This is a genomic window from Desulfobacterales bacterium, from assembly GCA_030066985.1.
Classification (GTDB): domain Bacteria; phylum Desulfobacterota; class Desulfobacteria; order Desulfobacterales; family JAHEIW01; genus JAHEIW01.
In genome coordinates this window covers 1-26,262 of the sequence record JASJAN010000073.1, presented here as the reverse complement: position 1 = coordinate 26,262, position 26,262 = coordinate 1, and the positions used below count along the sequence as shown (strand labels likewise).

Sequence of the window (26,262 nt, the reverse complement as noted above, 5' to 3'; positions counted from 1 at the left end):
GTATCACTATGCCCAAAGAAATACTCATCGTAGATGATGAGCCCAGTATTGTTGTTCCGATCCAGTTTTTGATGGAGCAGCAGGGCTACAATGTCATCGTTGCCAAAAACGGTGAGGATGCGCTTGATATTATTTTAAAATACAAGCCGGACCTCATCCTTTTGGACATCATGCTTCCCGGAATTGATGGGTATGAAGTCTGCGAAATCGTGCGATTGAATCCTGATTTTAGAAATGTTAAAATCATTTTTCTAACAGCCAAGGGCCGCGAGGTTGAAATTGCCAAAGGTATGGCGCTCGGGGCGGACGCCTACATTATCAAACCGTTTTCGAATGCAGAAGTCGTTGCCAAGGTTAAAGAGCTTCTAGAAAATACGCATGAAAAGACGGGGACATAAATTCTGGCAGGCGATTGCGCTATCTGTTGCCGCTTGGCTGATCATATGCATTGGTTTTGCCGTCTGGTTTAAAACCCAACTTTCCCCGGAAGCGTTAGGCTTTTTGGCGGACCTTATCAAGGCGCATTTCGGGCCTCTTCTGATCCTGGCAGTTTTGTTGCTGCTGTCCGGCGCACTTCTTTTAGACAGCATCTTGCGCAAATACATCCGGCCTTTGCGCAAAATTACCGAACAAATAACTCTGGTGAATCCAACCAATCCTTCTCACCGGTTTGATATTGCCGGTGCCGCCGAGATTCAGCAGCTCTGCGAGCGTTTAAACGAAGGGGCGACCCACTATGAATCCCTGCTAAATGATATTGAAAAACGCGTCAATACGGCCCGGGCCCAATCGGAAGAAGAGAAAAATATCCTGGCGGCCATAATGTCGGAGTTGCCCGAAGGGGTGATCGTCTGCAATCCGGAGGGCCAAATTTTGCTGTACAATAACCGCGCCAAACAACTGCTGTCGGGTATGGGTGATGACAGCCATGAAACCGGCCTAAGATTTGTTGGCCTGGGGCGCTCCGTTTTCGAGATTTTTGACGAAAATTTAATCCGTCACACCATCGATCAAATTATTACGAAATTAGAAAATGACGACGCAGATGTGGTTTCCTACTTTGTTACTCAAGGTGCTGAAAATACATTGCTGCGCGCTGAAGCGGTTCCGGTTTTAGACTTTCGCCGGCATTACTCGGGCTTGATCTTGATCTTGTCTGATATTACCCAGCAGCTTGAATCCCAAAATTATCTGAATCTCACACTGCAATCGTTTACCCGCGGCATCCGGGCTTCATTTGCCGGTATCCGTTCGGCGATTGAAACCATCCTGGATTACCCGGATATGGATGCCAATCGTCTTGAGACACTTAAAAAGATTATTCACAAAGAGTCACTAAATATCGGTGACCTTTTGGAACGCGATCCCACCCTGTCTTCTCACCCCATGTTCAATCAATGGCCGCTGGAGCGGATTGCAGTGCAAGATCTGTTAGACGTATTGAGGGCCAGGTGTCGTCAGAGTCTAGGTGCTGATTTGCGAACAGATGATATTGCCAGCGAGCATTACGTCCATGTCGACCAATCCTCTTTTTTGCTGGCCCTTTTGTTTGTCATTCAACAGATCCAAAAAGCGACCGGGGTGAGTGAAATGAGTTGCCGCTTGATCCAGTTGCAGCGTTTTGTGGGTTTGGATCTGCTCTGGTCAGGGCACCCGCTAAAAGCAGATCTACTAAAAGCCTGGGAAACCCAGCCACTGTCTTTTGAAAAAGAGGGCTTCTCGCTAACCCTCAGAGAAGTGATTGATCATCACAACGGTGAAATCGGCTTATATGCATCCAAGAGCTTAAAGGATACCGCTTATGTGCGCTTTTTTCTACCGGTCGTTTACCTCATCAAACCCGAGCGATCACGCTCATTGATGATCCTGCCGGAAAGCCGTCCCGAGTTCTATAATTTTGATATGTTTTTGCAGGTGGAGGAACAACCGGAGCTGCAGAACCGCAATTTGTCTAAACTGTCTTATACGGTGTTCGATCTGGAAACCACCGGTTTGAACCCCACTGAGGGCGACGAGATCATCTCCGTTGGTGCCGTTCGCATCGTTAATGGCCGCTTGCTGCAAAACGAGCGCTTCGAGCAATTGGTGGATCCCAAACGATCGGTGCCCTGGACTTCGGTAAGGATACACGGCATTCACCCCGAGATGCTGGAGGGAATGCCGACCATCGATGAAGTGCTGCCGATGTTTTATGATTTCGCAAAAGACACCATTTTAGTGGCACATAATGCCGCCTTTGATATGCGCTTTTTACAATTAAAGGAGGAGTTAACTGGGGTGAAATTTGTCAATCCGGTGCTGGATACGTTATTGCTGTCGGCTGTTGTCCATCCATCCCATGAAGATCATAATTTGGAAGCCATTGCCAAACGGCTGGGTGTCCGGATTTTGGCTCGACATACCGCCATGGGTGATGCCGTGGCGACCGGTGAAATGTTTCTTAAATTTTTACCACTGCTGTCGCAGCAGAAAATTTTTACCCTCAGCCAGGCTCTGGCGGCTTCTCAGAAAACGTTCTATGCCAGGCAGAAATTCTAAAGGTTTAAAGGTTTAGGGTTCAAAGGTTCAGAGGTTGGGTACATAAGGTAAACATCGGAGATCAGTTGAGCGAAGCCGTAAACCTTTGAACCTCTGAACCCAGAACCATTTGCCTGATACCACTGGGAACTACTGATAGAAGCGATCTTAAAAATAGTAGATCGCGCTCCCCGCATGAATGCGGGATTTCACATCTGATCTAAGAAATTTAAGGTGTTCAACAAAACAAGGCGTGAACCGATTCAAAAGTGGCGCATACACGTTAGTATTCGAGCATTTTGAATCGGTTCGTAACACAGCCACTGAGCGCTAGATGCATTTTTAAGATCGCTTCTAGGAGGTGAGGGCGGTTTCACGATGCGTGGGCAGAGAAAATGAAAAAGTCGACCCAATGCCGGGTTTGCTTTTAACCCATATTTGCCCGTGGTGAAAATCAATGATGCGTTTACTGATGGTCAGTCCTATACCGGTGCCGTAAGGCCGACCTCTGGACGGGTCTTTGACCTGTTGGAATTTCTCAAAAATTTTATTTTGATCCCTGGCCCTGATGCCAATGCCGTTGTCTTCGACATCGACCTGCACCTGTTCTGCATTGGCAGTCAGGCGGATGATTATTTTGCCGCGATCGGAATCGCAAAATTTGACGGCATTAGAGATCAGGTTCACCATGACCTGAACCAAACGATCACGATCACCGGATATGAGCGGCGGGTTGTCGATGAGTTCATAGTCGATACGGATGTTTTTATCTTCAACCAGTTGCCGAGTGCTGGCAACCGCGTCCTCGATAACCTCTTTAATGTCGGTGGCAATGATGACCCAGTCCATCTGAGCGGATTCAATTTTTTCATAATCCAGCACCTGGTTAATCAGACGGGTCAAGCGCTCGCTTTCTTTAATAATGATACCGGTAAAGTTTTTGTGTTGATCTACCGCAATGTCCGGATTGGTGTGCAGGATTTCAGCCAGCGAGCGGACCGATGTTAACGGAGTGCGCAGTTCATGAGTGACGGTCGAGATAAATTCATCCTTAAGACGATCCAGATCTTTGAGACGGCGATTGGCTTCCTGAAGTTCGGCGGTGGCTTTCTCAAGCTCCCGGCTGTAAGCAATCACCTGCTGGGTTTCATCGAGAATATTCAATACTTCTTCGATGCCCAGGGATTCTTCTTTGACAACCGATGCGACCATAACACGGGCGGATGCCGAACCGATGGCACCGGCCAGCAATCTTTCAGCATAGCTGACCAGATTGGCGTCGGCGGTCACGAGATAGTTCCAGCTGAGTTTGCGTTTGTCGGCATAGTCGGCAAGGGCTTCATCGGTGCGCCGGCGGCCCAAAAAGCGCACTAGCAGAGATCTAAGATCCGGTAGGCTGGCGGTTCCGCGCCAGAAATGGGACTCGCCTGCTTCCTCAGAATATCTGAAAACATCAACAAACAAAGCGGCCTGGGTGTGCTCGATGGTGCGGGGACGGCTGAAAATGGATGCACCGATATATGCACCGGTGTTAACCAGCAGGCTCCAGAAAACCGCGTGAGAAATTTGGTTGAAGCCCTGCAATCCGAATAATTCAAAGGGTTTGAGCAGCTCGATGCCCATAGGCCCCCGGGTCACAAACACATCGGAGATGATGCCGGCAGGTACCAGTGACGGCAGGAAAAGGGTGTAGGTCCACACCGCAAATCCGGCCAGCAGACCGCAAATGGCACCGGTGCGGGTCCCGCCTTTCCAAAAAATACCACCCAACAGGGCTGGTGCAAACTGAGCAACCGCTACAAAAGACACCAGCCCCATGGAGACCAGGGCATAAAATTCGCCAATCGTGCGGAAATAGGCGTAGCCGAGCAACAAAACCAGTACAATACTGCACCTGCGGATCGTCAGCAGCAGACCACTGTAATCCTGGCGCAGCCCCATCTCCTCTATGGGCAATCGCAGTAGCACGGGCATGACCAGGTCATTGCAGATCATTGTGCTCAGGGCAATGGTCTCAACGATGACCATGCCGGTTGCAGCCGACATGCCGCCAAGATAAACAAACATGGCAATTAGCTGCTGGCGTTCGGCCATCGGAAGCGTCAGCGCAAAAAAGTCGGCATCGGCGTTGCCGTCCGGAAAACGCAGGATGCCGCTGAAGGCCACCGGTAAGACAAAAATATTGATGGCCAGCAGGTAAAGCGGAAAAAGCCAGATCGCTTTATTGAGGTGCTCTTCATTGACGTTTTCAACAACGGCAATTTGGAATTGACGGGGTAAAAAAACAATGGCCAGCATTGAAATCAGCAAATAAATGCTCCAGTCTGTGTAGCTGAAACTCTGGCCTTTGATCGTCAAGTATTTATCAAAAAGGAGCGCGCTGCCGCTGCCCGGTTTTGCGCCAAGGGTATTTTGGGGATCGGGATAAACTGCGGCCTTTTGAAAAAGGTCGCCAAATCCATTATGGATAAAATAAGTCACAAATATACCTACGGTTAGAAATGCCGCCAGCTTTACAATTGATTCAAAGGCGATGGCGGCAACCAGGCCCTCGTGTCGTTCGGTGGCATCCAGATGGCGGGTGCCGAACAAGATGGCAAAGACAGCTAGCAGCAAAGCGATATAAAATGCAGGGTCGAACATGACCGGAACGTCGGAAAAGCTGAATGGGGCCGATATGTCAGGATATTGCGTGATCAGCAAAAATCCGGTTGAAATGGCTTTCAGCTGCAGCGCAATATAGGGGATCACACCGATGACGGCAATATTGGTGGCCAGTCCACCCAGCGTGGTGCTTTTACCATAGCGGGAGGCAATGAAATCGGCGATGGAGGTGATGCGGTGAATCTTGCTGATGCGGATGATTTTTTGCCAGATTGACCAGCCCAGCAATGCCATCAGGGTTGGGCCGATGTAAATGGTTAAAAAGCCCAGGCCGCTGCCGACGGCCAGCCCGACACTACCGTAGAAGGTCCAGGCCGTGCAATATACGGCCAAGGAAAGGGCATAGATATAAGGATTGCTGATGATGCTGCGCCCGGCATCGGCGCGTTTGTCACCGTAATGGGCGATGCCAAAAAGCAGGCCCATGTAGCCGAATGATACGAATAGTATGACCCCGGTCTCTAACATCTGTTATGACCCAGTTTGCTGATCGGATTTTGATGGGGGTTGACCGCGGGTTTTGGCCGCCAGTGATGCCAGCAGAATTAAGAACAACCAGGCGGTGAAGATATACAAAATTAGCAGGGGCATACCCAACAGACTGGTTTTGAGGCTAAACAACGACAGCAGCGGGTAATTGAACAAAACCATACCCAACAAGAATAAACCGACTAAGCGTTTATTTTTTCTGGCTTTGGGGGTCATTGGTCACCATCTGTTTGCCCACACTGAAAGGAAATGCCCTTTTATGGTATGGCATGCCACTATAAATTAATTGAATTGCAGTGTCAAATGCGTCTTGCGGCCACGGTGTCACTGCTTTTGACAAAGTGCAATTCGAATTGGCACCTGGCGCAAGTTGTGCTACGGTAGAAACCATGTTTGCCTATTGGGCCTCTATGAGCAACAATGCGAGCACATGAATTAGGAGAACCTATGTCACAATCGATACTTACATTCCTATCGAAGCAGGCTCCGTTTTCAGAACTGCCGCCAGCTGAATGCAAGCGGATTGCTGAATCCATTCGCATTGAGAACTACGACAGCGGTCACAACCTGTCCATGCAGGGTCGCACGAAATTGGAGAGCATCTATATCGTCAGGGAGGGAATTCTGGAACTTTTTTACGAATCCCGGGGCGAAAAGGAAATGAGCGGCATCATCAAACCGGGAGAAGTTTTCGGGGGTATTTCGATATTGATGAATGCCGGTATATCGGTGCGCTCGGTCAAGGTGGTTGAGGATGCGACGGTCTACATTTTACCGGAGAGCATTTTTCTGGATATTGCCACCCAGCATTCGGATTTTTACGAGTTTTTTGCCGAGAAGTTTCGCAAGCGCATGATGAACAAATCTTATGCTTCGGTGGTTGCTGCCGGCCAGGTCCTTCATTTTCTGCATGAGCTGGCACCTTTTTCGTTTCTTCCCCAGGAGGATTTGGAAAAAATGGCCGCAGCGATCTCTATTATCAATTATCCAAAGGACACCATTCTGTTTGCCCAGGGGCGTTCCAAAATCGATTATTTGTATATCATTCAAAAAGGGGCGGCGGAGCGTTATTTTGAAGAAAATGATGAAAAAACCCTGCGCGGAATGCTCGGTGAGGGCGATATGTATGGCGGTATTTCCATGCTGGTCAATGATGGCCTCGCCATCCGAACCCTGCGGGTTAGCGAGGATTCGTATTTCTATATATTGCCGAAAGAGTTGTTTTTAGAAGCTTGCCAAAAACACGGCGCTTTTTCAGATTTTTTTACAGACACTTTCGGCAAAAGGATGTTGGATCGCTCCTACGCCGAAATTATCGCGCACAATCGCGGGCCGAGCGAGCAGACCACCGAGTTTTTTAACCGGCCGGTGGAAAGCATCTTCAACAAAGATCTGGTTTTTTGCGATCAAAATATGCCCATTCAGGCAGCAGCGGCGGTAATGAGCGAACACAATACCAGCTCCATTTTCGTTCGCGAACCCAAAGGAAAATTTGTCGGTGTTGTGACAGATAATGATTTAAGAAAAAAAGTAACGGCTACCGGCTATGACATCTTAAAGCCGGTTTCTGATATTATGTCGTCACCCTTGAGCATGATTCCCAAAAAAGCCCTTTTGTTTGAAGCCTTGATGGAAATGATGCAAAAAAATATCAAACATTTGGCGGTGACCGAAAATACCGACAAGGTTATTGGGGTCATAACCAATCGGGATTTGCTAAGAGCTCAGGGGCAGTCGCCTTTATTTATCATCCGAGAGATTATTCAGGCCAAGTTTATCAACCAGATTGTGCAAGTTCGCAAACAGGTCCCGCGTTTGATTGAAACCCTGATCAATACCGGCTCAAAAGCTCGCAATGTCACCGGTCTTTTAACAACGGTTTCGGACACCATTCTGAAAAAGATTATCGGATTTGCCCTCGAGGAGTTCGGACCGCCGCCGGTTAACTTTGTCTTTATGATTTTGGGCAGTGAAGGCCGCATGGAGCAGACGCTGAAAACCGATCAGGACAACGCCATCATATTTGAAGATGTGCCCTCCGATTCGCTTAAAAAGGTGACCCAATATTTTTTAAAATTCAGCGAGCGGGTTTGCAACTGGCTGGATGAAGCTGGCTATGCCCTTTGCAAAGGCGGCATCATGGCCAAAAATGCAAATTGGTGTCAGCCACTGTCGGTCTGGAAAAGCTATTTCCGGCGCTGGATTCATACAGCCGAGCCGGAAGCCTTGCTGCAGGCCAGTATTTTCTTTGATTTCAGGGCTGGATATGGAGAGGAAGGGCTAATCACCGATTTGCGGCAATACCTGTTTAAAGAACTGGCAGGATGGCCCGGGTTTTTTCGTCATATGGCGGAGAATGCCATGTATTTCACACCACCGATCGGCTTTTTTCGTAACTTTGTGGTAGAATCGGAAGGCGAGCACCGGGATGCCTTTGACATTAAAGCAGCTATGCAGCCGATTGTTGATTACGCCAGAATCTATGCCCTCAACAACCAAATTGAGCAGACCAATACCCATGAGCGCTTAAATCAATTGCTGGCTATTGAAAAGATTAGCCCCGAGGAACACAATGAGCTGGAAACGGCATACAGCTATATGATGCAGCAGCGCCTGGTGCGCCAAGTAAAAGCTATGGTCGAGGAAAACGTTGCTCCCAACAATTATATCAACCCCAAAAAGCTCTCACGCATCGAACAGACCATGCTGAAAGAAATCTTCAAGCGCGTTGAAAAATTTCAGGGCAAGCTCAGCTTTGATTTTACCGGCATGACCTAATCTCCTGTTCTTTGTGGTTTCAGGTTTCAGTGTTCAGGTGTCAGCTTTTCATTGCTGGCCTATGGTGCTAACTTGTAGCCAGCTGCCAACTTCAAGCAAATCATTAAAGCATCAACAACCCGGGCCGAAGACGGACGACGTGTTCCGTAAAGTATGGACAAGAGGTCGGAAGTTAGAAGTGAGCAGCCAGAGGCCTGACACCTGAAACCTGACACCTTTTTTTATTTCAGAGCCCTGGAAATCAAGCGAATCTTGCGCTTCATATCGGAAATTTCTTCCAGCAGACCATCTGGCGGTGGATCGCCCGAAAACTGATGCTGCATCATCTTGTACTGCAGATTTAAATACTGCTTGTTCAGATCAATAAACACCTGATCACGATCCTCGGGCGGCTTTTGCGACATCTGATGCTGAGCCGCTCTGTTTGGGGCGTTCTTTTTGCGGCGCACCATCAGAACCCCCATGACGCCCACCGCCAGCAGTACTAGGAGCGCCCCTCTCGAAATTGAAAGCGGTGTCTGATTATTTTGTGATGTGCTTTCAGGCTGTCGGTTAGCGGGCGGTGCCAATGACTCGGCCTTTATCTGATCAAATCCCAATAGTCCCGTTCCAGCTATCAACATGACACTAAAGGCAGCGGTGATGAGATGTTTCAAGTTCATTTTTCCACTCGTAGAATTGAAGGTTTGGGAACGGTGGCCTGCGGCCGACAATCATCCGTTGAATGCGCGGTTGAGAGAGGCTTTAACGCAATATCGGCTTATCGATAATCTCTGCAAAAACTAAGCCTTGCTCTTCACGACATCAAAAAGCTTTTGTGGTTGCCCAATTGATGCGGGTTTATGGTGATAACCTAAGCATATTGAGACAATTTTGCATTAGTAACAACAGGCGAAAATTATGTTTTTGTGCAACAATGTGTGCAGGAAAACACACGCATCATACTGAAATTATTATAAATAAGTATATAATGAATTTGCTGGCCTTCACCATCTATCTTGTATTTAGCCGCTTAAAAGGGATTCATTTACTAGAGTCCGGCTCAAGTGGTTCTTGGTGGTGTAAGCGGATTTGTTGATTGACGACCCAAAAGAAGGCCTTATGGTGTAGGTGTTGTTGCAAGCATTTTGGATGATGACGCTAGCAAAGGAGAACCAGAATGAGTCAACGCGCAAAAGACTTGGACGAGCGTTTCGCGGATTTCAATTCCGACGTCATTACATTTATTGAAAGCTGTTTTGATAATAATTGGGCAACCATCTGTCCAGGCGAACATTGGCCGGTGGGTGTGGTGGCGCGACATATTGCGGTCGGTCATTACAGCGCCATTAAGCTAGCCAAAATGATAGTAGAGGGTCAGTCATTGCCGGAGCTCACCCAGGAGATGATCGACCAGGGTAACGCGCAACACTCGCAAAAACACGCGGATTGTACCAAAGAGGAAGTGTTGGGCATTTTACGGTAAAATGGGTCATCTGTTGCCCAATACATTATCGGCCTGGATGACGCGGATTTAGATCGCACCGCCTCACTGGCTTTAGCCGGAGGCACAATCAGCGCCCAGCAATTTATTGCAAACATCATTATTCATTCCGGAAGCGAGCACTTTGCCAGTATGAGGGCCGCTGTCGGTTAAAGAAAGGTGACCCCAATGAAGCTCAAGATACACTTTGCATTCAGATACACGCTTTTGATGATCATGGCTATCCTGTTTTATATCAGCTTTGCTTTTGTTAATTCACAGACGCCTTTTAACATGTCGACCGCATCGGCAGACAACCAATACGGCATACAAGGCCAAATCGCACCGGCCTGGAATCTATCCACCTGGATTGACGGCAATGGCCAAAATATCGATCCAATTCGTCTGGCGGATTACCGCGGAAAGGTTGTCTATCTTTATTTTTGGCAGGATTGGTGACCGGGTTGCCAAAGGGTTGGGTTTCCAACGCTCAAGCAGCTTACCGAAGCTTTCAAAAAAACAGATGATGTCGTTTTTGTGGGCATCCAAACCGTATTTGAAGGTCACAGTATTAATACCGAAGAAAAACTGCACAAAAATCAGATAAAATATGATTTGCAGATCCCCATGGCACATGCCGGAGGAGAACAAGAACCCCACCAGATTCCGAAGATCATGCGCGACTACCGTTCCGGGGGCACACCCTGGACTGTCATAATCGATCCGTCGGGTAAAGTGGTCTTTAATAATTTTCACATCGATGTTGATCCGGCCATTGCTTTGATCGAAAAATTGCGGCTGCAAAAAAATCGCATCTAATCCCATTTCCAAAATATAAAAACTCAGTTGCGGTCGTAGTAGAATAAATATACAATAACGTAACACCCGTTTGTTGCAGGTCACCTCCTGTTATCATGAGATCTCCGCTGTTTGAAAGTGGTGAGTAAATTTCATTTCAAGGAATTGCGCATGACATCTCCAAAGACCGATCTATTGGATAAACTGGAAAATGATGTTGTCCTGGTTGCTGAAGGCTACCTTTTTGAACTCGAAAGAAGAGGGTATCTCAAGGCTGGGCCCTTTGTGCCGGAAGCTGTTTTAAAATTTCCAAATGCGGTGCGGGACCTCCATACGGAGTTCATGCGAATGGGTAGTGATGTCGTGGTCGCCTTTACGTACTATGGCCACCGCTCAAAAATGAAATCAGTCGGATTGGAAGATCAGCTCGAAACTTTAAATATAAAGGCGGTTGAGCTGGCCAAAAAGGTGGCTGACACCCACAAAGGCCTAACGGCGGGAAACATCTGCAATACATGGGAATATGACAGCAGCCACACGGAAGCATCAGAAAGAAAAATCAGGGCCATTTTCAGCGAACAGGTGCAATGGGCAATACAGGGAGGTGTTGATTTTATTGTTGCTGAAACCTTCAGCCACCTGGGTGAAGCCTTGATTGCCCTGGAGGTGATTAAAGCAGCCGGTCTTGCGGCCGTGGTCACGTTTACACCCGCCACCGCTCAAAGCTGTGATGGTTACAGCTGGGCCAAGGCTTGCCGAATTCTTGAGGAAAACGGTGCCGATGTGGTGGGCCTAAATTGCGGCCGAGGCCCGCAGACCATGCTGCCGATTTTAGAAGACATCCGGCAAGCTGTCAGCGGGCATGTGGCCGCGCTGCCGGTGCCCTATCGTACTGACAATAAAAGCCCCAGCTTTTTTGATTTGCAGTTGTCTGACGGACAAATTGCCTTTCCGGTGGCACTGGACCCATTTGTGCTCACACGGTACGAGATGGCTGATTTTGCGGTGCGGGTCCGTGAGATGGGCATCAACTATATCGGTATCTGCTGCGGGGCCGGTCCCCACCACGTGCGGGCAATGGCCGAGGCCCTGGGGCGTCAGGTGCCCGCCAGCGAATATTCGCCCGATATGGCGCTGCATCCGATTCTGGGTGACGAAACATCCCAAAAAAAAGCGTACATCGAATGCCGATTTGTGCCGTTTCCCGATGAGTCTGATTCCGATCCGTAACGAATTTTTTTCGGCCTGCGAGTTGGGCGCAGCCTTCGATGCTATTTCTCCCCTTGTCCCTCCATTTCAAATTCACAACCAAATAGGAAAGGGGCAGCTCACACCGTTAGATGAACTGCCCCTGCTGGAAAAGGAAACGCAAAAAGAAAGGTGTCAGGCGGTAACCTTGCAAGCCAAATAACAGGGTTACTGTGAAGCCCCTTTCAGCATGGAGTTTTATGTGCGGTAGGCCATAGAAAAGTTTGGCTGCCCCACAGCGGAAAATTCCGCACCTTTAGAAGTCGATCGTAATTGCGCCAACATTTTTTTGTGTTGACGCATCTGGAAACCTTAACTTCTGTGGTCTATGCAGCTATTGCCGCGATATCGCATCAGGTAAAATGCAAGTCGCCACCCGTGACCGGGTTGCCCAATCCGCTGAATCCGCTCACGGTAACATTGGGACCCAGATAATTTGACATATACCGCAGCATATCACCCCTGCCTTGACCGCAGGCATCAAAAATAATTTCACTGGGGTTGCACATTTTGGGTTTTAGCTTGTCCAGCCAGTCTTTGACGTTTCCCGGTTTCGGATTACCAGCGGCATCAAAATCACTTAAGGTAATGTTATCGCCTCCCATTCTGATCAGACTGCTGTTACCATGACTGTGGACTCGCAGCTCTTCTATACATTCATCTGAATCGATATCATCGATGACTTCATCGCAAAAATCATCCAAGTCCTCCAGATAATCCCAAAAAGGATTCAAAAAGGCAAATGCGTTTGCGAGCGGCGAATACCAGTGCTCCATTGGACCCGGGCCAAAGACATTCTCTTCCATAAAAACGGTGACATCTTCCTTGTCACGGGTTTCCGTACTTGCAAAAATTGGCGGTACAGTGGAAGGGGTTACAGGAATGGCCAGAAAATCAGGTCCGGATGGCCCCAATCCCGGATACTCGATGTAAAACCCTCTGTCATTGATAAAAAAAGTCGTTTTCGCCTTGCTGTTTTCAAATACAGTGAGTTTACCATGACGGACGATGAGGCTTCTGGCTTCCACAGCTGTTTTAAATCGATGTGCGGCCAGCTTCTCATCATCAACCGGTTCTTTATCAAACGCCGCTTCAACGGTCAGCAAGGCGTCTCCCAGCTGTTGCAGATCTCGTGCGATCCGCTTTAAGGCCATGGTAAGCGTTTTAGTTCTTTTTCCGTCAATGAATTGGTAGCGGGTGGCGATGACACCGGGCTCATTAAAGGTATCGTTGCTGATGTCTTCATATAGCTCGAATTCGACATTTTCTCCTTTAACGACGATTCTGCTATGGATGGGCAATGCGACTTTTTCGATTAAACCCAATGAATCAATCAGTCGAACGGCACCGAAAATATCTGAATCTTTGTTGAGCATCCAAAATAGATTAATCAGATCATTTGATTTGATTTGAAATTCTCCGATCTCATTTTCACGGGTGGCCAACATTTGAGTCGCCTTTGATGCTGTCTCGATTGCCAGCTCACTCGGCAATCCCGCCATGACCATTGAACCAACTGCCTTTTCTTTGTTGAAGTTGGTGATGACCCCGCCTCGACTTCGAACCTTAACGCCTTTGAGTTCAGTCAGTATGGTATTCATGGTTCATCATCTCCTTATGTGACATCATTTTGACTACCGAATTGGAAGTTTGCTAATGAAAGGTTTAAATCAGGATTTCAAGCAATGACAGTAAATTACTGCCTGTTTACAATGTAGTAATGCACCAAAAATGTTTGTCAATAATCAATTGGGTTAGATTTGATGCGAATCATCAGGGATGTGTCTGTGGTGGGGGAATCAGACATAAGATGCCAGAGATCACTGGGCTCTTTTTTTATAGGCGTGTGGCTTGTATAAAACAACTGGAATCGCTACGACTGCCACTGATGCCAGCGCCGTCGTCCTTACTGCCGTCCGCCATAGAAAAAATACCCTATGCATGCTTTAAAGCCCCTGTGATACCGGTTCCCGCATGGGTTTTCAAAACCGGCAAATTAATGAGCTTGATGTTGTCGGCATATTCTGAACCGGTCCAGATGCCCTGCTGCAGCCACGCCTTTAATAAAGTCGCGTCTGGCAAATTTCATTCGCATCAAGTAAAGCATCAGATCTTGTGTCCTGACAGCTATTTTAAAAACCTAAGGTTAAACGCTTCTTAGAACAGTTTAGTCCCTTTTCATTAGGATTTTTAGGGTTGAATTGTCCATATTGTTGGTGCAGATTCCGTGTCCGTATGATTGCTTGTGATGCTGGAGCTGAAACTGTGGCTTAAAAATAATAAAAATTATCAAAATGTTATTAAGATTTAGCCCGGCGTAGGACACGGCCACACACTTTTGCGAGTCTATGGATGCCGCACGGCATATCAATGTCACAAGCTCGGAATATGATCTGACGCCCGCCATTTAGCCAATTCAACTCTTGCAAACTGGCGCAGTTTTTCATATGGATGAGCCTGAAAATAACCTATACGGACTATTTTTTAGCAGGAGCTTATGATGGCCGGTGGATGGACCCGTGATGGGGGTGTGCAGGAGCAAATTGATGCCAGTGTAAAAGACGCCGTAAAGCTGGCCAGGAGTCGTTTGCCCAATGGCCAGAGCGCAACCCGGTGTGAGCTATGCGATTCTGTTATACCCGAAGCGCGTCGCAAGGCCATCCCCGGCGTCCGCTTATGCGTCGACTGCCAGTCAGAGCGCGAAAAAGATCAGACCACATCCACGGGGTTCAATCGGCGCGGCAGCAAAGATAGCCAGTTAAAGTAATCCATTGATTTTGATGCCATAATTGTATATAAACGAAATCTTTGCAGACAACCATACAGCGAAAATGGAACCGATTCCATTGTTTAGAAGGGATTCGGTCGGCATATATTGATCGGCTAAATAATTTAAAAAGGAGATTGGAAAATGACAGAAGAAGTAACAGAAGAAGTAACAGAGGAAACAACAGAAGAAGCAACAGAAAAAAAACCTCTCTGGTTGTCTATTGAAGAAAATATCCTTGGGCTGGAGGAGCAGGACCTCTCGGGGGAAAGCCTTGAAGCATCGATTCAACGGATTGCGGGCGAACTCGACAATGCGGGTTACAATGTATCGCGCCATGGGGGCAATATGCTTCAATTGCGATGGGCTATGAATGAAGCCAGCAAAGTCGGCCGGCCCCTGATGCAGGATTTCAACACTGCGATCGAGGCGCTCACGTTAGAAGACGTTGCTAATCCTTATGCTGCGACGACAAACCTCATCGACGAAATTGCAAAGACCTGGCCCGGACTCAAGAATTCCGCGCGTAGAGAGGATGTGGTAGCGATTGTTGAGCAGACAAAACTTGATCTGATGATTCGCAAGGCCAAAAGCCTGCCGGACGATGAAGGCATCAGATACTTTATTGAGGAGGAACTGTCTCCTGAAGTGATCACCAGCGCACTGGATATCACCGATGAGAAGCTGGCACAGGTAAATGCCGAGGTGGAAAAGGAACGCGCCGAGAGGGCAAGGGTCGCAACGCTGCTAGAGGCGGTAGAGGGCAAGTCCGATGTCGATCGGGTCAAGCATCTTTTTGAGAATGACGTTGCCGAGGAACTGATTCTCGAGATGGCCCAAGTCGACCAAGATGCCATCGATGGTGCCAAAAAGGCAATGGAAGAAGAGTTAAAAGAAAAGCAAAGATTGGCGGAAGAGGAGGCTGCCAAGAAAAAAGCGGCGGCCGAAGGGCCTTCGCTGGATGATATTTCGCCGGATGAGATGCTGGATCATATCGAGGCCATCCGCGAGATCATGGAATTCAGTGATCAAGAAAAAGAAATCAGGGTTATGTGCGAGCAGAGCTCCATCCCCAAAGCCCTGGTCGACATTGCTGTTACCGAACCCGGAAAATTGGATGAGCTTGAGAAAAAAGCCGAGGGATAACCTCAAATCTAAGGACTGATGTTCTTTTTAAAAATTTTGCTCGGCGTTTTGATAAGCTGGCCAACACGCGACCAATTAAAAAGGCGTAACCGAAGGGTTACGCCTTTCAATTTTGCAGGTGCCAAAGGCCAAAATTGATAAATTATAAATTAAATCAATTAGTTAATAAAATAAAAGCTAGCTTAAACGACATTAAGCCGGCTTTTGTGCAGTTCTGGTTGCATATTCGCTTATCAGGTTTATATTAATCTTGGATTTTGTAAGATACCTATATTCTGCCCCCTAAGTGCAAGTTCCAAGTCAATTCAACTTTATAAGTGTCACTTTCTTAAAATTATCAAAAAGTTATTAAGTTTCGGCTTCCTGAAATATCTCAAAATAGGTTGCATTTATTTGAATATTTCAGCGATACTTGATATGGTTTAATAAATAGCGCGCTGTTGATCTTGCGATGGAATCGGGCCTTGCGCGTCAATACGATCCGGTTTTGCTGAGAGATGGTTTTCAATATTTCTTCATTAAAAAAGATAGTCTATAAACCCCCATGCCGAATTAGTGAGCTGTCAACTTTGTCCAACAGGCTTCATCTCATCATTCTTTCGATATTTATCTTATCTTTCCATGGATGTGCTGAAATGCAAGAAGCCGTTAAATCAGTGCCGCTTCATATCCACTCAGAGGATAAGATCGAACGAAATGATTTCTTCGTTACAAAAGAAGATGACGTCATTGGCCGGCTGGCGGCCGTCAGAGTTGAAAGAGGGGATACGTTGCCGGATATTGCCAGGCACTTCAGCTTGGGAATCAATACCGTCAGTGCTGCGAATCCGGGGGTAGACACATGGGTGCCTGAGGCCGGCGGGCGCATCCTGTTGCCGCTGAGTTTTATTCTGCCAGACGCCCGTAGAGAAGGTATCGTGGTCAACCTGGCGGCTATGAGGCTCTTTTATTTTAGAAAAGATGGACAACTATTGGCCGTGTCGACCTATCCGGTCGGTATCGGAACCACAGAGCAGCCTACGCCCATGGGCAAAATGGTTATAACGCGCAAGAAGTACCGGCCGACCTGGTATGTACCGGCTGTGATTGCCAGAGATCATCGCAAAAAGGGAGATCCGCTGCCCGCGAAGATACCACCGGGACCACTGAATCCATTGGGAGAACACGCGCTCTATCTAAGCAAGTCAGGCTATTTGGTCCACGGTACGAATAAACCGGCCAGTATCGGTCTCAGGGCAACATATGGCTGCATAAGACTCTATCCGGAAGACATAAAAAGACTTTTCAAAAACACGCCGGTAAAAACACCTGTACGCATTGTTCATCAGCCGTATCTGGTCGGCCAGCGTGATGGCATCATTTACCTGGAAGCGCATAAGCCTTTTGAAGGATCAGGCACCGCTGAGATGAAGAGGGCATATGCACAATTGAGAAATATTGAAAAGAGGACAGGACACGCCTTTGACTGGAAAAGGGTTGGGCAAGTAATGGGCGAGGCCCGCGGATTTCCGGTTCCCCTATTTGATATCCGGAATGGAAGGCAAAAGAGATATTCGGAAACCTTAAATCTAAGGCGTCCAAATAAATTGTATGGCAAACCGGAAATACCGGAACTCAAACCGGACGCGTGGTATGTTCTGGCGGCTACTTTGCGCGACGAGGTTGACGCTTTAAGGCTTGCGGCAATTATTAACCACCAGGGTCCACCAATACCGGCAAGGGTGTTGTCAACGAGCGGTCGCCACCGTGTTCTTGCTGGGCCTTTTAAAAACAGGAGCGAAGCGAAAAACGCAGCAAAACGTTTGAAAATTGATTTGGAAATAGACTCTATATTGGTTGAACCGACCAATAGGGGTTAGCCCATTGTGCTTTCAAGCCGCTTAAATTATTGATATATCTCTATGCAGCGCCTGAGGTGATCCTGCATTGAGAAATCAGGCAATAGTTGTACTTTACCGCCAAAAGAGATACCATATTTGAATCAGGTAAGTAACCAATGTGAAACATTTTTCTGAAGTAAACTGGAACACTACAGTCGCTCTTATGACAAAGCGAACTGAACTGAAAGGAGGTGACGACATTATGAAAAAAAGTCTATTAGTGATCTCAATAATGCTTGCTCTCGCTATTGCTATAGGGGGTTGCGCAACAAAAAGTGATCTCGAGGAGGTGCAGGCACGGGAAAAGGCGATTGGCGCGAAAGCCGATCAGGCGGCCCAGGATGCCGAAGCTGCCAAGGCAGCAGCCGATGAGGCTGTGCAGAAAGCCAATGAAGCAGTGGAGCGCGCTGAGGAAGCTGAAAGGAGAGCAGAGGAAAGAGAGAGAATCGCAGCTGAAAAGGAGAGAATCGCAGAGGAACAGGCGAGAATCGCAGAGGAAAAAGCGAAACAGGCTGAAGCTGCTTTTCAGAAATCGATGAAGAAGTAAATCAAAAGGAAGTGGCGGTGTTTGAGCACGCCACTTCCTTCTATTTCCACCGTTCAGCTTATGCGTATTGCGGATATTTCTGGACAAAGGACAGGTTTTGCGATTATCGAGCACCTTACTAACAAGTACAGAGACAGTTACAGATAAATTGCTGCGAGGAATAGGCAAGTATCTTCACCTTTGCTTGCTCTGCATTACGATAACATCAATTCTTGTGTCCGGATGCAGTCGGGGACACCAGGCCAGAGCGCTCTCCAGGGAAGCAACTGATTATTTCGACCAGGGAAAATACCAGGCCTCTCTGAGCAAATACGAGCAAATTATTGAAAAACATCCTGCGGTAACGGACAGAGTCCTCTTCGAGATGGGTATTATTTATGCCCATCCCAAAAACGAACAAAAAGACTATCAAAAGTCTCTCGAATGTTTTCAGAAAATCGTAAAGGAGTATCCGGATAGTAAATACCGGCGGGACAGTCAAATGATGATATTTAAAATCCATAATGTCATTAACAAGGATAAAATAATTGCTGCGCAGCAGACGCAGATCGAAGCTTCTCGCCGAGAGCTAAAAACCAAAGACAGTGAGATTGTCTCACTGCAAGAAAATATTGAAACGCTCGAACAAAATAATGAAACGCTCCAACATAAGATTTTCCTGCTCCGGACGGATCCGGCGGATAAGGTCTTGGTAGAAAAGAAAGAGCGACAATTGACGCTGTTTTCAAAGGGCGATGTGATCAAAACTTATAAAATAGCCCTGGGGGGAAATCCGGTTGGTCCGAAAGTGATGCAGGGCGATAACAAAACACCGGAAGGAATCTACACCATCGATTCAAGAAACAGCAACAGCGAATATCACCTGTCTCTTCATATATCCTACCCAAACGAGAAAGATAAAAAGCGCGCAAAAGAGCTGGGTGTTTCTCCGGGGGGGGATATCATGATCCATGGCATCAAAAATGGTCTTTCGTGGGTTGGTGAATCGCATGCAAAGTTTGACTGGACCAAAGGGTGTATTGCCGTTACAGACGAAGAGATGCAGGAAATATACAGGCTGGTGCCAAATGGTACGATTATTGAGATAAGACCATAGAATTTCAATTAGGTTCCGTGATCCCAACGCCCCCTTCAAATCAATCCATACTTAGCGCTCGTATTTTTCACGTAAGCGATCAGATACTTGCATTACGGACGAAAAAGCACGTTCTACTGTGCGTTCTTTATCCGGATTGACCAGACAGCATGTTGCCGGTGAGATCATGCTTCTGCTAATCATTTGCTCCCTATCGATGCCTTTGGACCACAATATTTTCCAGACATCTTCGAGACGCTGGATCATAGAGGGTGTTTCTTCTTTTTCAAAATCTTCGAACCCTGTCGGTACAATGCCCCAGACAATGACACCACCCCGATCAAAAAAATTGCCGATGGAGCCTGCGTAAGACGAAAAGATTTCCGCGTTCGTGTAGACATCCAGCGAAAGTACATCCATGTCCAGGTTCAACAAGAAATCCCAATCAGGATTACCGCACAGATGGATGCCGCGTGGTCTTTCGACTTGTGCGAAAAATTGATCGAGGTCGCCTTTTGCTTTTTGATCACCGTATCCAGCCATGGCAGAAAACAGAAATTGCAGCCCCGGTTCGTCAACAAACATAAATGCATTGTCATTGAGTTCTTTGAGCCGCGCCAACTGAACATTTAGCCGGCGCGCCATAAAATCCAGCATAAACGGCCTTACGGTATCATCAAAGAGAATCGGGCGCTCGTCCTGATCCAGGACATTAAAACCGAAACTGATGGGCCCCTCCAGTTGCCCGCGGATGGCAGGCCGATCGGCCAGATCCAATGCTAAAAAACGATGATACACCGCCGAATAGGTCTCGCTGATATCAAACATGGTCGGATCATCAAATTGCAACAAAGTCGTTTCCAGCTCTTCGGTGAATTTATCCATTGAGAAGCGCAGTGTGCGTTTGTCAATGTCTAAAATGATGCCGGGGAAATGCTCTGCAGCCTGTACGTACATGTCTTCGTAGTAACTATAGTTGGGCAGCTGAGGCCAGAACGGTACGTCAAGCGTCAGGGCCATCTCAAGCGCCCGAGACACATCTGTGTGTGGCATGACCGCCATGGCAGTCGTTAGAAGGTTGCCGGGGATTATGTTATCCATGAGAGCATTTCCATTTTTATGCTGTTTTTTCATATGGGGATATGTCTATGTAACTATTTGACATTACTTTAAAATAATCATAAAATCAACCTCTTTAAGGCCTTATTATTGGGGATCAGGGCTTGATTAGCGACAGTCACTAATCAGGCCCTGACCGCATCTGTTGTTGTAAAGCTGCTGGACGGCAGAGCAATGAATAAACCCTTTTTTATACGCCACTCTAAATTGAAATTGCCCAATAATCTGTTATACTAAAAATATACGGATTACTGTATCCGGGTTCGATAACACCCTTTTGGTCACCGATAGAAAAAGGCTGATATGGCCATTTCAGCAGAAAATACACAGACGATTAGCGATATACCAAATAAGATCCTTGAGACAGTGTCGGCATTTCCCAGCATGCCTAAAGCGGGAATTAAGCTTAGGGCTCTTCTCAGTGAAAAGAATGTTTCGATCGATGAAATCGAAAGAATTATGCGTCAAGATCCGGGGCTTGCCGCGAATGTTCTCTGATTGGCTAATTCTGCCTTTTTTGGCCTACCTGCAAAAGTAACCGCTTTAAAACAGGCCATTATGTTATTGGGGGTCAAGCGGTTTTCAAAAATTGCAGTCGCAGCCTCTACCAATAAAATAATGGCGACCGCAGTTGAAGGCTACGGGCTGTCCCCTGGAGAACTTTGGCTTCATTCGATTGCGGTCTTCAACTACCGCGGAGGCTTTGGCGAAAAACAGGAAATTGGATAAAACCGAAGATTGTTTCACGCCGGCTTTGTTACATGATCTGGGGAAATTGGTCCTGGGAAAATTTGTAAAAGCGGAGCAGTCCAAAATCGATAGCCTTGGTGCAAAAGGTGTGCCGTTTGCTATCGCCGAAAAAGAGGTCCTCAAAACGGATCATGCTGAAATTGGGGCGTTAATTTTAAGCAAATGGTCATTTCCAGATTATATTATTGACGCAGTTCGGTGGCACCACTACCCAGTAGGTTTAGAAAGTTCGAATCTGCCCCTTGAAATTGTTTATATAGCTAACTTATTGAGTCATACGACTGGTGACAGTCAGTCAGATGATGATCTGCTTAACCAGCCGGATTCTTCAGTGCTCGAACGATTGGGTATTGATTCTGAGCAATATAACGTATTTGCAGCAAAGACCCGCAATTGGATGAAAAAATTGTCTGATACCCTGACCTTTGATTGAAACAAATTTATCGAGTAGTCGCCTGCCTTGTTGGATAGGGTTGGGATCGGACATGGGGTTGATGCCTCAACTGTGAATTAAAGCAGGCGAGAAAATTGTATATTCCGCTGACGATCTCCAGCGGTATAATCGAGTTAACCAAAAAGGCACTTAGAGTAATCTAAGTGCCTTAAAATTTGGTGCCCAGGGTTGGATCTAAAAAATTAAACATGAATTCAAGTGGTTCATAAAATAAAAGCTGGTTTAAGCAAGAATTAAGCGAGTTTATGCACAGTCCTGGCTGCATATTCGCGCAATAATCTTATTTAGATGACATGTTTAAGGGATGCTTCGGATAACCTATTCAGCTTTCTGCGACCCTGGTGTGTTCGACAAAAGACCAATAAGTGCATATGGTAAATTTTGAAACGCACTGAAAGGAAAACAACAAAATGAAAGTGCTTACCATTGTGATGACATTTACAATTGTCTTGACAGCGTTTAGCGGTCAAACAATAGAAAATCCTGTCGAAGTCGGTGACGTTCAATGGGGGCGTGATCTTGATGCTGCTTTAAAAAACAGCGCTGAGACCGGAATACCGGTCCTCGTCCTTTTCCAGGAGGTCCCGGGATGTTCAGGCGTGCGAAAATTTGGCCAGGAAGTTCTGACCCATCCCTCTCTTGTCGAGGCCATTGAAAATGAATTCTATCCGGTTCTCGTTTACAACAACCGCAATGGCGGCATGGATGAAATACTCCTCAAACGCTTCAACGAACCGGCCTGGAACTACCAGGTCATAAGGTTTCTCGATGCGGAGGGTCGCGACATCATTCCACGCAAAGATCGAATTTGGACTCTCAGCGGCGTCGCATCCCGCATGGTAGAAGCGCTGACGAGCGCTAACCGTCCGGTTCCGAAATACCTCAAAGACCTCACCCAAAACCAAAATTAAAAACGTTTAGCTATCCCCGGTTGAATTCAAGTATAAAAGCGGTTCCAGAAAGCTGCTGGAACCGCTTCTATAACTAAATGATGCTGAAAGGCCGGACCTGAAAAACTCGAAACGAAAAGTGGAATTTTTATTCTCTCGGATGACAACCAACACATGAGGTTGGTCCAGGCCACTGCAGTGGTTGCGTGATCTTTTTTCTTGACCGTTCCAGTTTTTTATTATGGTTTTTTATCTCTCTGTGGCAGCCGATACATTGTTGGTGGAATGCATATTTATAGTAGCGAATCGCTTCCCGTTTATTCGCCCTGGTCCTTTTGGATTTCCCCATTGAGGATAGCTGATCATGGCATTTCGATGCGGTACAGCTCTGCACCTGGGAATTTCCATCCCACTTGTGATGGCAGGTTTTGCAGGTGTAACCGAAATGCTGTGAGTGCGGGAAAGCCACCGCCGACCGTTTGGGTGTAACACCGACCGGCGGCGCAAGCGCAAGCCTGCCCACCGGCACGAAAATAGCATCCATTGTCACTTCTGCTTTTTCGGCAACAGCCGCCAGATCGCCGGCGATCAATAAGATGAAAATCACAATAACGGTCATTATCGATTTTAACATGCCTTACCTCCCAGAAGTCATGTTGCTGACCCTACAAACTAAAATTCTACGACATTTCAGTTTCATCTACGTTGCTTGGGCGATTAGTATCCGCAACCCGGGTAGCGAACAAATTCTTCCCAACCAACCCAAGCCGCATCGTGCACTCGAACATCGGGATATCCCAAATACCGTAACATAAAGAATCCGGCACCGGCCCAGGCACCGGTGTTGCAAGTGATTACCACCGTTTTATCCGGCGTGATGCCGCGCTGTTGGAGGATCCACAGCAGTTCTTGCGGTGATTTCAGCTGGGCATGGTCCATGTAAAGACCGTAAACCGGGAATTTAACGGATCCGGGAATGCTGCCGTAGCTCAGTGCGCGGGCATGCTTCGTCAGCTTTTTAGACTGATCGAGGGTACGGATGTCTAAAATCATCACATCCAAACTGTTTAGATTTTTTCGCACGAATTGATTGTCCACGATAAATTGCGGCCGCAGGTCAACCTCAAATGTTTTGGGCTCGATAACCGGTGTTTCGGTACTCATAGAATAGCCGTTTCGCCGCCAGGTATCGATGCCGCCCTCCAGAAACGATATGTTTTTGGCTCCGCAGTAATCCAACACGGAAAGCAGAAAAGCAGCTTTCCAAGCATCATTGTCGTACACCACGATATGATCTTCCACCGCGATGCCTTTTGCACCGAACACTGTGGCGATTTCTTCCGGTTCGAGCAGCTGTTGGGGTGTGTCGGTCTCCCAGGGCCAGCGCAGTTTGCCGCTTTTCATCGGGTCGAGCAGCACGGCACCTTTTATATGTCCCTTTTTGTAAGCATCTTCGGTACGGGCGTCCAGGATGACCATATTTTCTTTGCCAATGTTGTCTTTGAGCCACCGGGCATCCACTACCCGGTCGGTTTTAACACCGGAGGTGTCGATCTCAAGTTTTGCGCTTCTCGCGACTTTGGCCGGTATCCTTATATCGGATACGACAACTTTTTGGTTGGCCTTGATCTCATAATCCAGCAGGTCTTTATCGGACAGGAATAAATCCCGGTTTCCGTGGCAGTGATTGCAAGTGGCTGCTTGCCAGGTTTTGCGTTGAATGTTATGCGGTGAGGCCCTTTTCCAGGTGGGAACCTCGTCGAATTTTGCAAAGACGTTCTTTTCATAATAGGCAAAAAGCTCTGGGTCTATGGGAATGTGCCGTACCAGCATAAAATTGAAGTCCGCTGCCGGGACATCCGCTTCATAAGCCAGGCCGATTTTTATGCTTTCGATGTCTTTTTGGTTGATATAATAGGGCAGCCCCTTCGTGTCAGTGCCCGTGTGGCAACTGTAGCAATTGGTGTAGGTTTGAGAGTGGCAGACTTGGCACTGCACCTTGCCGATATGGATATTGTGGTTCCGTATTTGGCCGCGCTGCAAATCCTTGTGACAATCTGTACATTTGGCGGCCTCTTTTAGATGATAACGGCCTTTCAAGTCTTCAGGAGCAGCCGCATGCATCTCTTCGGCTTTGTGGCAGTCAATACAAACCATGTTGCCCTTGATGGCGTGAATGTCACCCTGGCCCCTTTTGCCAAGGTATTCATTGCCAATCCGGCTGCCGTGACAAGCCGTGCATTGATTAATCAGGTCCGAACGGGCCTTGAACAGGTGGCCGTTGACAAATCCCTTGCCCACCGATGCCGGCCGGCTGACATGACAGCCGCCGCAGCTGGTGTGGCATTGGCTGCAATGGCGCTCACGGCCCATGTCGATGGTCTTGTATTTGTCCTGGTCAGTACGACTCTCCAGAATGGTTGCAAAGGGCCCCAAAGTGACATGCAGCGAATTTTTAGCCGAAGCGGCAATTTCTTCATGGCACTCACCGCAGGTGCCTTCCGGATCGCTTAAGGAGGGACTCGGTACCATACCTCCGTGTGCAAGGCCTTTATCTTGCGCATCGGCATTGCCGCCATGGCAGGTTTCGCATTCGATCTCGCCATGTTCACTGTCTAAAAATTCAGTTGCCACCAGAACCTTTTTTTGAGGCTCCAACGGAGCCACGGATCCGCCTCAGCCAGCCCCAGAGGTTAAGGCCGACTTCTTTTCTACTTTCGGCGCAAGGTTTTTTTTCAGCAGATTTTCTTGCGTGTGGCAGGACACACAACTGGATTGGGCCGATAAATCGGTCAGGCCTAATGTGAAAGAGATACAAAGCGTAAAAAAAGTCATGAAAACTAAAATACGAGAAGGTGCGCTCCGGATCAACATCTGCTCCTCCTATATTGAAGTCAATTTCGATCTATCCATGATAACTAACATTCAATGCTTGGTTTTATCTCTTTTAAGGGAAATTTGTTAGGCTTGCATTAGCAAGTTTTCTCCAAACTCTAAATAGGTCTCACAGACTAAAAGAGTGTATAACGTCAAAGCGCCTGTTATGCAACATTTTCCAAAAACTCAGCGTGCTATTGCTGAAATAGTCTCGTTTAATTTGATATTTGAACATCTCTTGATGTATAAATGTTTCAATAAAATGTGAAATTAGGTGGTGATTCAATGAAAAAAGAATTTGGATCAGATTATGCGTCGATATCAGACGTTAGTTTTAAAGCCAAATACCGGGCAAGTTGTTACTGTAATGCGGTACAATACGAAGTATGCTCAGAACCTGTAGATGCAAAAATATGTCATTGCCTGGCATGTCAAAAATTGCATGGGGCTCCTATGCAATGGGCAGCTATATTTCATAAACATGATGTCAGAATTACACAAGGAATTGATCATCTAAACTTTTATAACAATGAACTCAACAAACACGAGAGAATTCTTCCTTGCAAAGTCAGTTGTGCTTTGTGTGGCACCCTTATTGCCGATGAAGGACGTAAAATGTGGCTTGCGTTTCCATCACTTTTTAGTTTTGGGGGTGTATCAAAAGTGCCAACGAAATTTAAACCAACGTGCCATATTTTTTATGGTATGCGGGTTATTGATATAAATGATGATCTGCCTAAGTGGTTGGGTCACAAGAATCAAAGCCCAAAATTCGATTGATTGAGGTGTGGGGAAGGGGGG

General features: G+C 47.1%; 22 protein-coding genes and 1 pseudogene. 16 read left to right on the top strand and 7 right to left on the bottom strand.

The window, feature by feature from the left end; genetic code table 11:
• The first annotated feature begins 8 nt into the window (after positions 1-8).
• Both QNJ26_22305 and QNJ26_22300 read left to right on the top strand, forming a co-directional pair.
• Positions 9-398, top strand: coding sequence for a response regulator (locus QNJ26_22305; protein MDJ0988286.1), 390 nt, complete (start codon positions 9-11; stop codon positions 396-398).
• Entirely contained in the window at positions 379-2,538 is a 2,160-nt protein-coding gene (locus tag QNJ26_22300) for an exonuclease domain-containing protein (protein MDJ0988285.1), read from the top strand. The genes QNJ26_22305 and QNJ26_22300 overlap by 20 nt, the downstream gene beginning before the upstream one ends.
• A 333-nt stretch (positions 2,539-2,871) precedes the next feature.
• Here QNJ26_22300 and QNJ26_22295 read toward each other — a convergent pair whose 3' ends face one another.
• On the bottom strand, positions 2,872-5,649 hold the full coding sequence (locus QNJ26_22295; GenBank protein ID MDJ0988284.1) for a sensor histidine kinase: 2,778 nt from the start codon (positions 5,647-5,649) through the stop codon (positions 2,872-2,874).
• Positions 5,650-5,652: 3 nt separating this feature from the next.
• The gene (locus QNJ26_22290) at positions 5,653-5,886 is read right to left on the bottom strand and encodes a hypothetical protein (protein ID MDJ0988283.1); all 234 of its coding nucleotides are present in this window, start codon (positions 5,884-5,886) and stop codon (positions 5,653-5,655) included.
• A 231-nt stretch (positions 5,887-6,117) separates the two neighbouring features.
• Between QNJ26_22290 and QNJ26_22285 the strand changes: the two genes are divergently transcribed.
• On the top strand, positions 6,118-8,448 hold the full coding sequence (locus QNJ26_22285) for a DUF294 nucleotidyltransferase-like domain-containing protein (protein ID MDJ0988282.1): 2,331 nt from the start codon (positions 6,118-6,120) through the stop codon (positions 8,446-8,448).
• Between the two features lie 221 nt (positions 8,449-8,669).
• Here the strand turns inward: QNJ26_22285 and QNJ26_22280 are convergent, their stop codons facing one another.
• Positions 8,670-9,110 carry a hypothetical protein gene (locus QNJ26_22280; GenBank protein ID MDJ0988281.1) on the bottom strand — a complete coding sequence of 147 codons (441 nt, stop codon included), beginning with the start codon at positions 9,108-9,110 and terminating at the stop codon, positions 8,670-8,672.
• A gap of 497 nt (positions 9,111-9,607) precedes the next feature.
• Between QNJ26_22280 and QNJ26_22275 the strand changes: the two genes are divergently transcribed.
• The 4 genes from QNJ26_22275 (at position 9,608) to QNJ26_22260 (ending at position 11,938) form a co-directional block, all read left to right on the top strand.
• Complete coding sequence (locus QNJ26_22275) at positions 9,608-9,913, top strand: hypothetical protein (GenBank protein MDJ0988280.1); 306 nt, start codon at positions 9,608-9,610, stop codon at positions 9,911-9,913.
• A gap of 186 nt (positions 9,914-10,099) precedes the next feature.
• Positions 10,100-10,369, top strand: coding sequence for a hypothetical protein (locus QNJ26_22270; protein ID MDJ0988279.1), 270 nt, complete (start codon positions 10,100-10,102; stop codon positions 10,367-10,369).
• Between the two features lie 78 nt (positions 10,370-10,447).
• Complete coding sequence (locus tag QNJ26_22265; GenBank protein ID MDJ0988278.1) at positions 10,448-10,729, top strand: hypothetical protein; 282 nt, start codon at positions 10,448-10,450, stop codon at positions 10,727-10,729.
• Between the two features lie 150 nt (positions 10,730-10,879).
• The gene (locus tag QNJ26_22260) at positions 10,880-11,938 is read left to right on the top strand and encodes a homocysteine S-methyltransferase family protein (protein ID MDJ0988277.1); all 1,059 of its coding nucleotides are present in this window, start codon (positions 10,880-10,882) and stop codon (positions 11,936-11,938) included.
• A gap of 371 nt (positions 11,939-12,309) precedes the next feature.
• Here QNJ26_22260 and QNJ26_22255 read toward each other — a convergent pair whose 3' ends face one another.
• Positions 12,310-13,557: a hypothetical protein gene (locus tag QNJ26_22255; protein ID MDJ0988276.1), complete on the bottom strand. Its 1,248-nt coding sequence runs from the start codon at positions 13,555-13,557 to the stop codon at positions 12,310-12,312.
• Between the two features lie 899 nt (positions 13,558-14,456).
• Here QNJ26_22255 and QNJ26_22250 point away from each other — a divergent pair.
• The 5 genes from QNJ26_22250 (at position 14,457) to QNJ26_22230 (ending at position 19,392) form a co-directional block, all read left to right on the top strand.
• Positions 14,457-14,723 carry a DksA/TraR family C4-type zinc finger protein gene (locus QNJ26_22250; protein MDJ0988275.1) on the top strand — a complete coding sequence of 89 codons (267 nt, stop codon included), beginning with the start codon at positions 14,457-14,459 and terminating at the stop codon, positions 14,721-14,723.
• 144 nt (positions 14,724-14,867) lie between these two features.
• Positions 14,868-15,869, top strand: a complete 1,002-nt coding sequence (locus QNJ26_22245; GenBank protein ID MDJ0988274.1) for a hypothetical protein — start codon at positions 14,868-14,870, stop codon at positions 15,867-15,869.
• Positions 15,870-16,504: 635 nt separating this feature from the next.
• Positions 16,505-17,728: a L,D-transpeptidase family protein gene (locus tag QNJ26_22240; protein MDJ0988273.1), complete on the top strand. Its 1,224-nt coding sequence runs from the start codon at positions 16,505-16,507 to the stop codon at positions 17,726-17,728.
• Positions 17,729-17,951: 223 nt separating this feature from the next.
• Positions 17,952-18,296 carry an Lpp/OprI family alanine-zipper lipoprotein gene (locus QNJ26_22235; protein ID MDJ0988272.1) on the top strand — a complete coding sequence of 115 codons (345 nt, stop codon included), beginning with the start codon at positions 17,952-17,954 and terminating at the stop codon, positions 18,294-18,296.
• Between the two features lie 214 nt (positions 18,297-18,510).
• Entirely contained in the window at positions 18,511-19,392 is an 882-nt protein-coding gene (locus QNJ26_22230) for a L,D-transpeptidase family protein (protein MDJ0988271.1), read from the top strand.
• 51 nt (positions 19,393-19,443) lie between these two features.
• On the opposite strand, the gene QNJ26_22225 is transcribed toward QNJ26_22230, so the two are convergent.
• A complete protein-coding gene (locus tag QNJ26_22225; protein ID MDJ0988270.1) occupies positions 19,444-20,472 on the bottom strand; it encodes a hypothetical protein in 1,029 nt (342 codons plus the stop codon).
• Positions 20,473-20,874: 402 nt separating this feature from the next.
• Here QNJ26_22225 and QNJ26_22220 point away from each other — a divergent pair.
• The 3 genes and pseudogenes from QNJ26_22220 (at position 20,875) to QNJ26_22210 (ending at position 22,605) form a co-directional block, all read left to right on the top strand.
• Positions 20,875-21,219: pseudogene (locus QNJ26_22220) on the top strand (HDOD domain-containing protein).
• Positions 21,122-21,673 (top strand): HDOD domain-containing protein, encoded by a 552-nt coding sequence (locus QNJ26_22215; GenBank protein ID MDJ0988269.1) that lies wholly within the window; start codon positions 21,122-21,124, stop codon positions 21,671-21,673. The pseudogene QNJ26_22220 and the gene QNJ26_22215 overlap by 98 nt, the downstream one beginning before the upstream one ends.
• 431 nt (positions 21,674-22,104) lie before the next feature.
• Positions 22,105-22,605: a hypothetical protein gene (locus QNJ26_22210; protein ID MDJ0988268.1), complete on the top strand. Its 501-nt coding sequence runs from the start codon at positions 22,105-22,107 to the stop codon at positions 22,603-22,605.
• A 127-nt stretch (positions 22,606-22,732) separates the two neighbouring features.
• On the opposite strand, the gene QNJ26_22205 is transcribed toward QNJ26_22210, so the two are convergent.
• Both QNJ26_22205 and QNJ26_22200 read right to left on the bottom strand, forming a co-directional pair.
• Positions 22,733-23,218 carry a cytochrome c3 family protein gene (locus QNJ26_22205; protein ID MDJ0988267.1) on the bottom strand — a complete coding sequence of 162 codons (486 nt, stop codon included), beginning with the start codon at positions 23,216-23,218 and terminating at the stop codon, positions 22,733-22,735.
• Between the two features lie 83 nt (positions 23,219-23,301).
• Positions 23,302-25,251, bottom strand: coding sequence for a rhodanese-like domain-containing protein (locus QNJ26_22200; protein ID MDJ0988266.1), 1,950 nt, complete (start codon positions 25,249-25,251; stop codon positions 23,302-23,304).
• Between the two features lie 495 nt (positions 25,252-25,746).
• On the opposite strand from QNJ26_22200, the gene QNJ26_22195 reads away from it, so the two are divergent.
• The gene (locus QNJ26_22195; GenBank protein MDJ0988265.1) at positions 25,747-26,241 is read left to right on the top strand and encodes a GFA family protein; all 495 of its coding nucleotides are present in this window, start codon (positions 25,747-25,749) and stop codon (positions 26,239-26,241) included.
• Positions 26,242-26,262 lie beyond the last annotated feature (21 nt).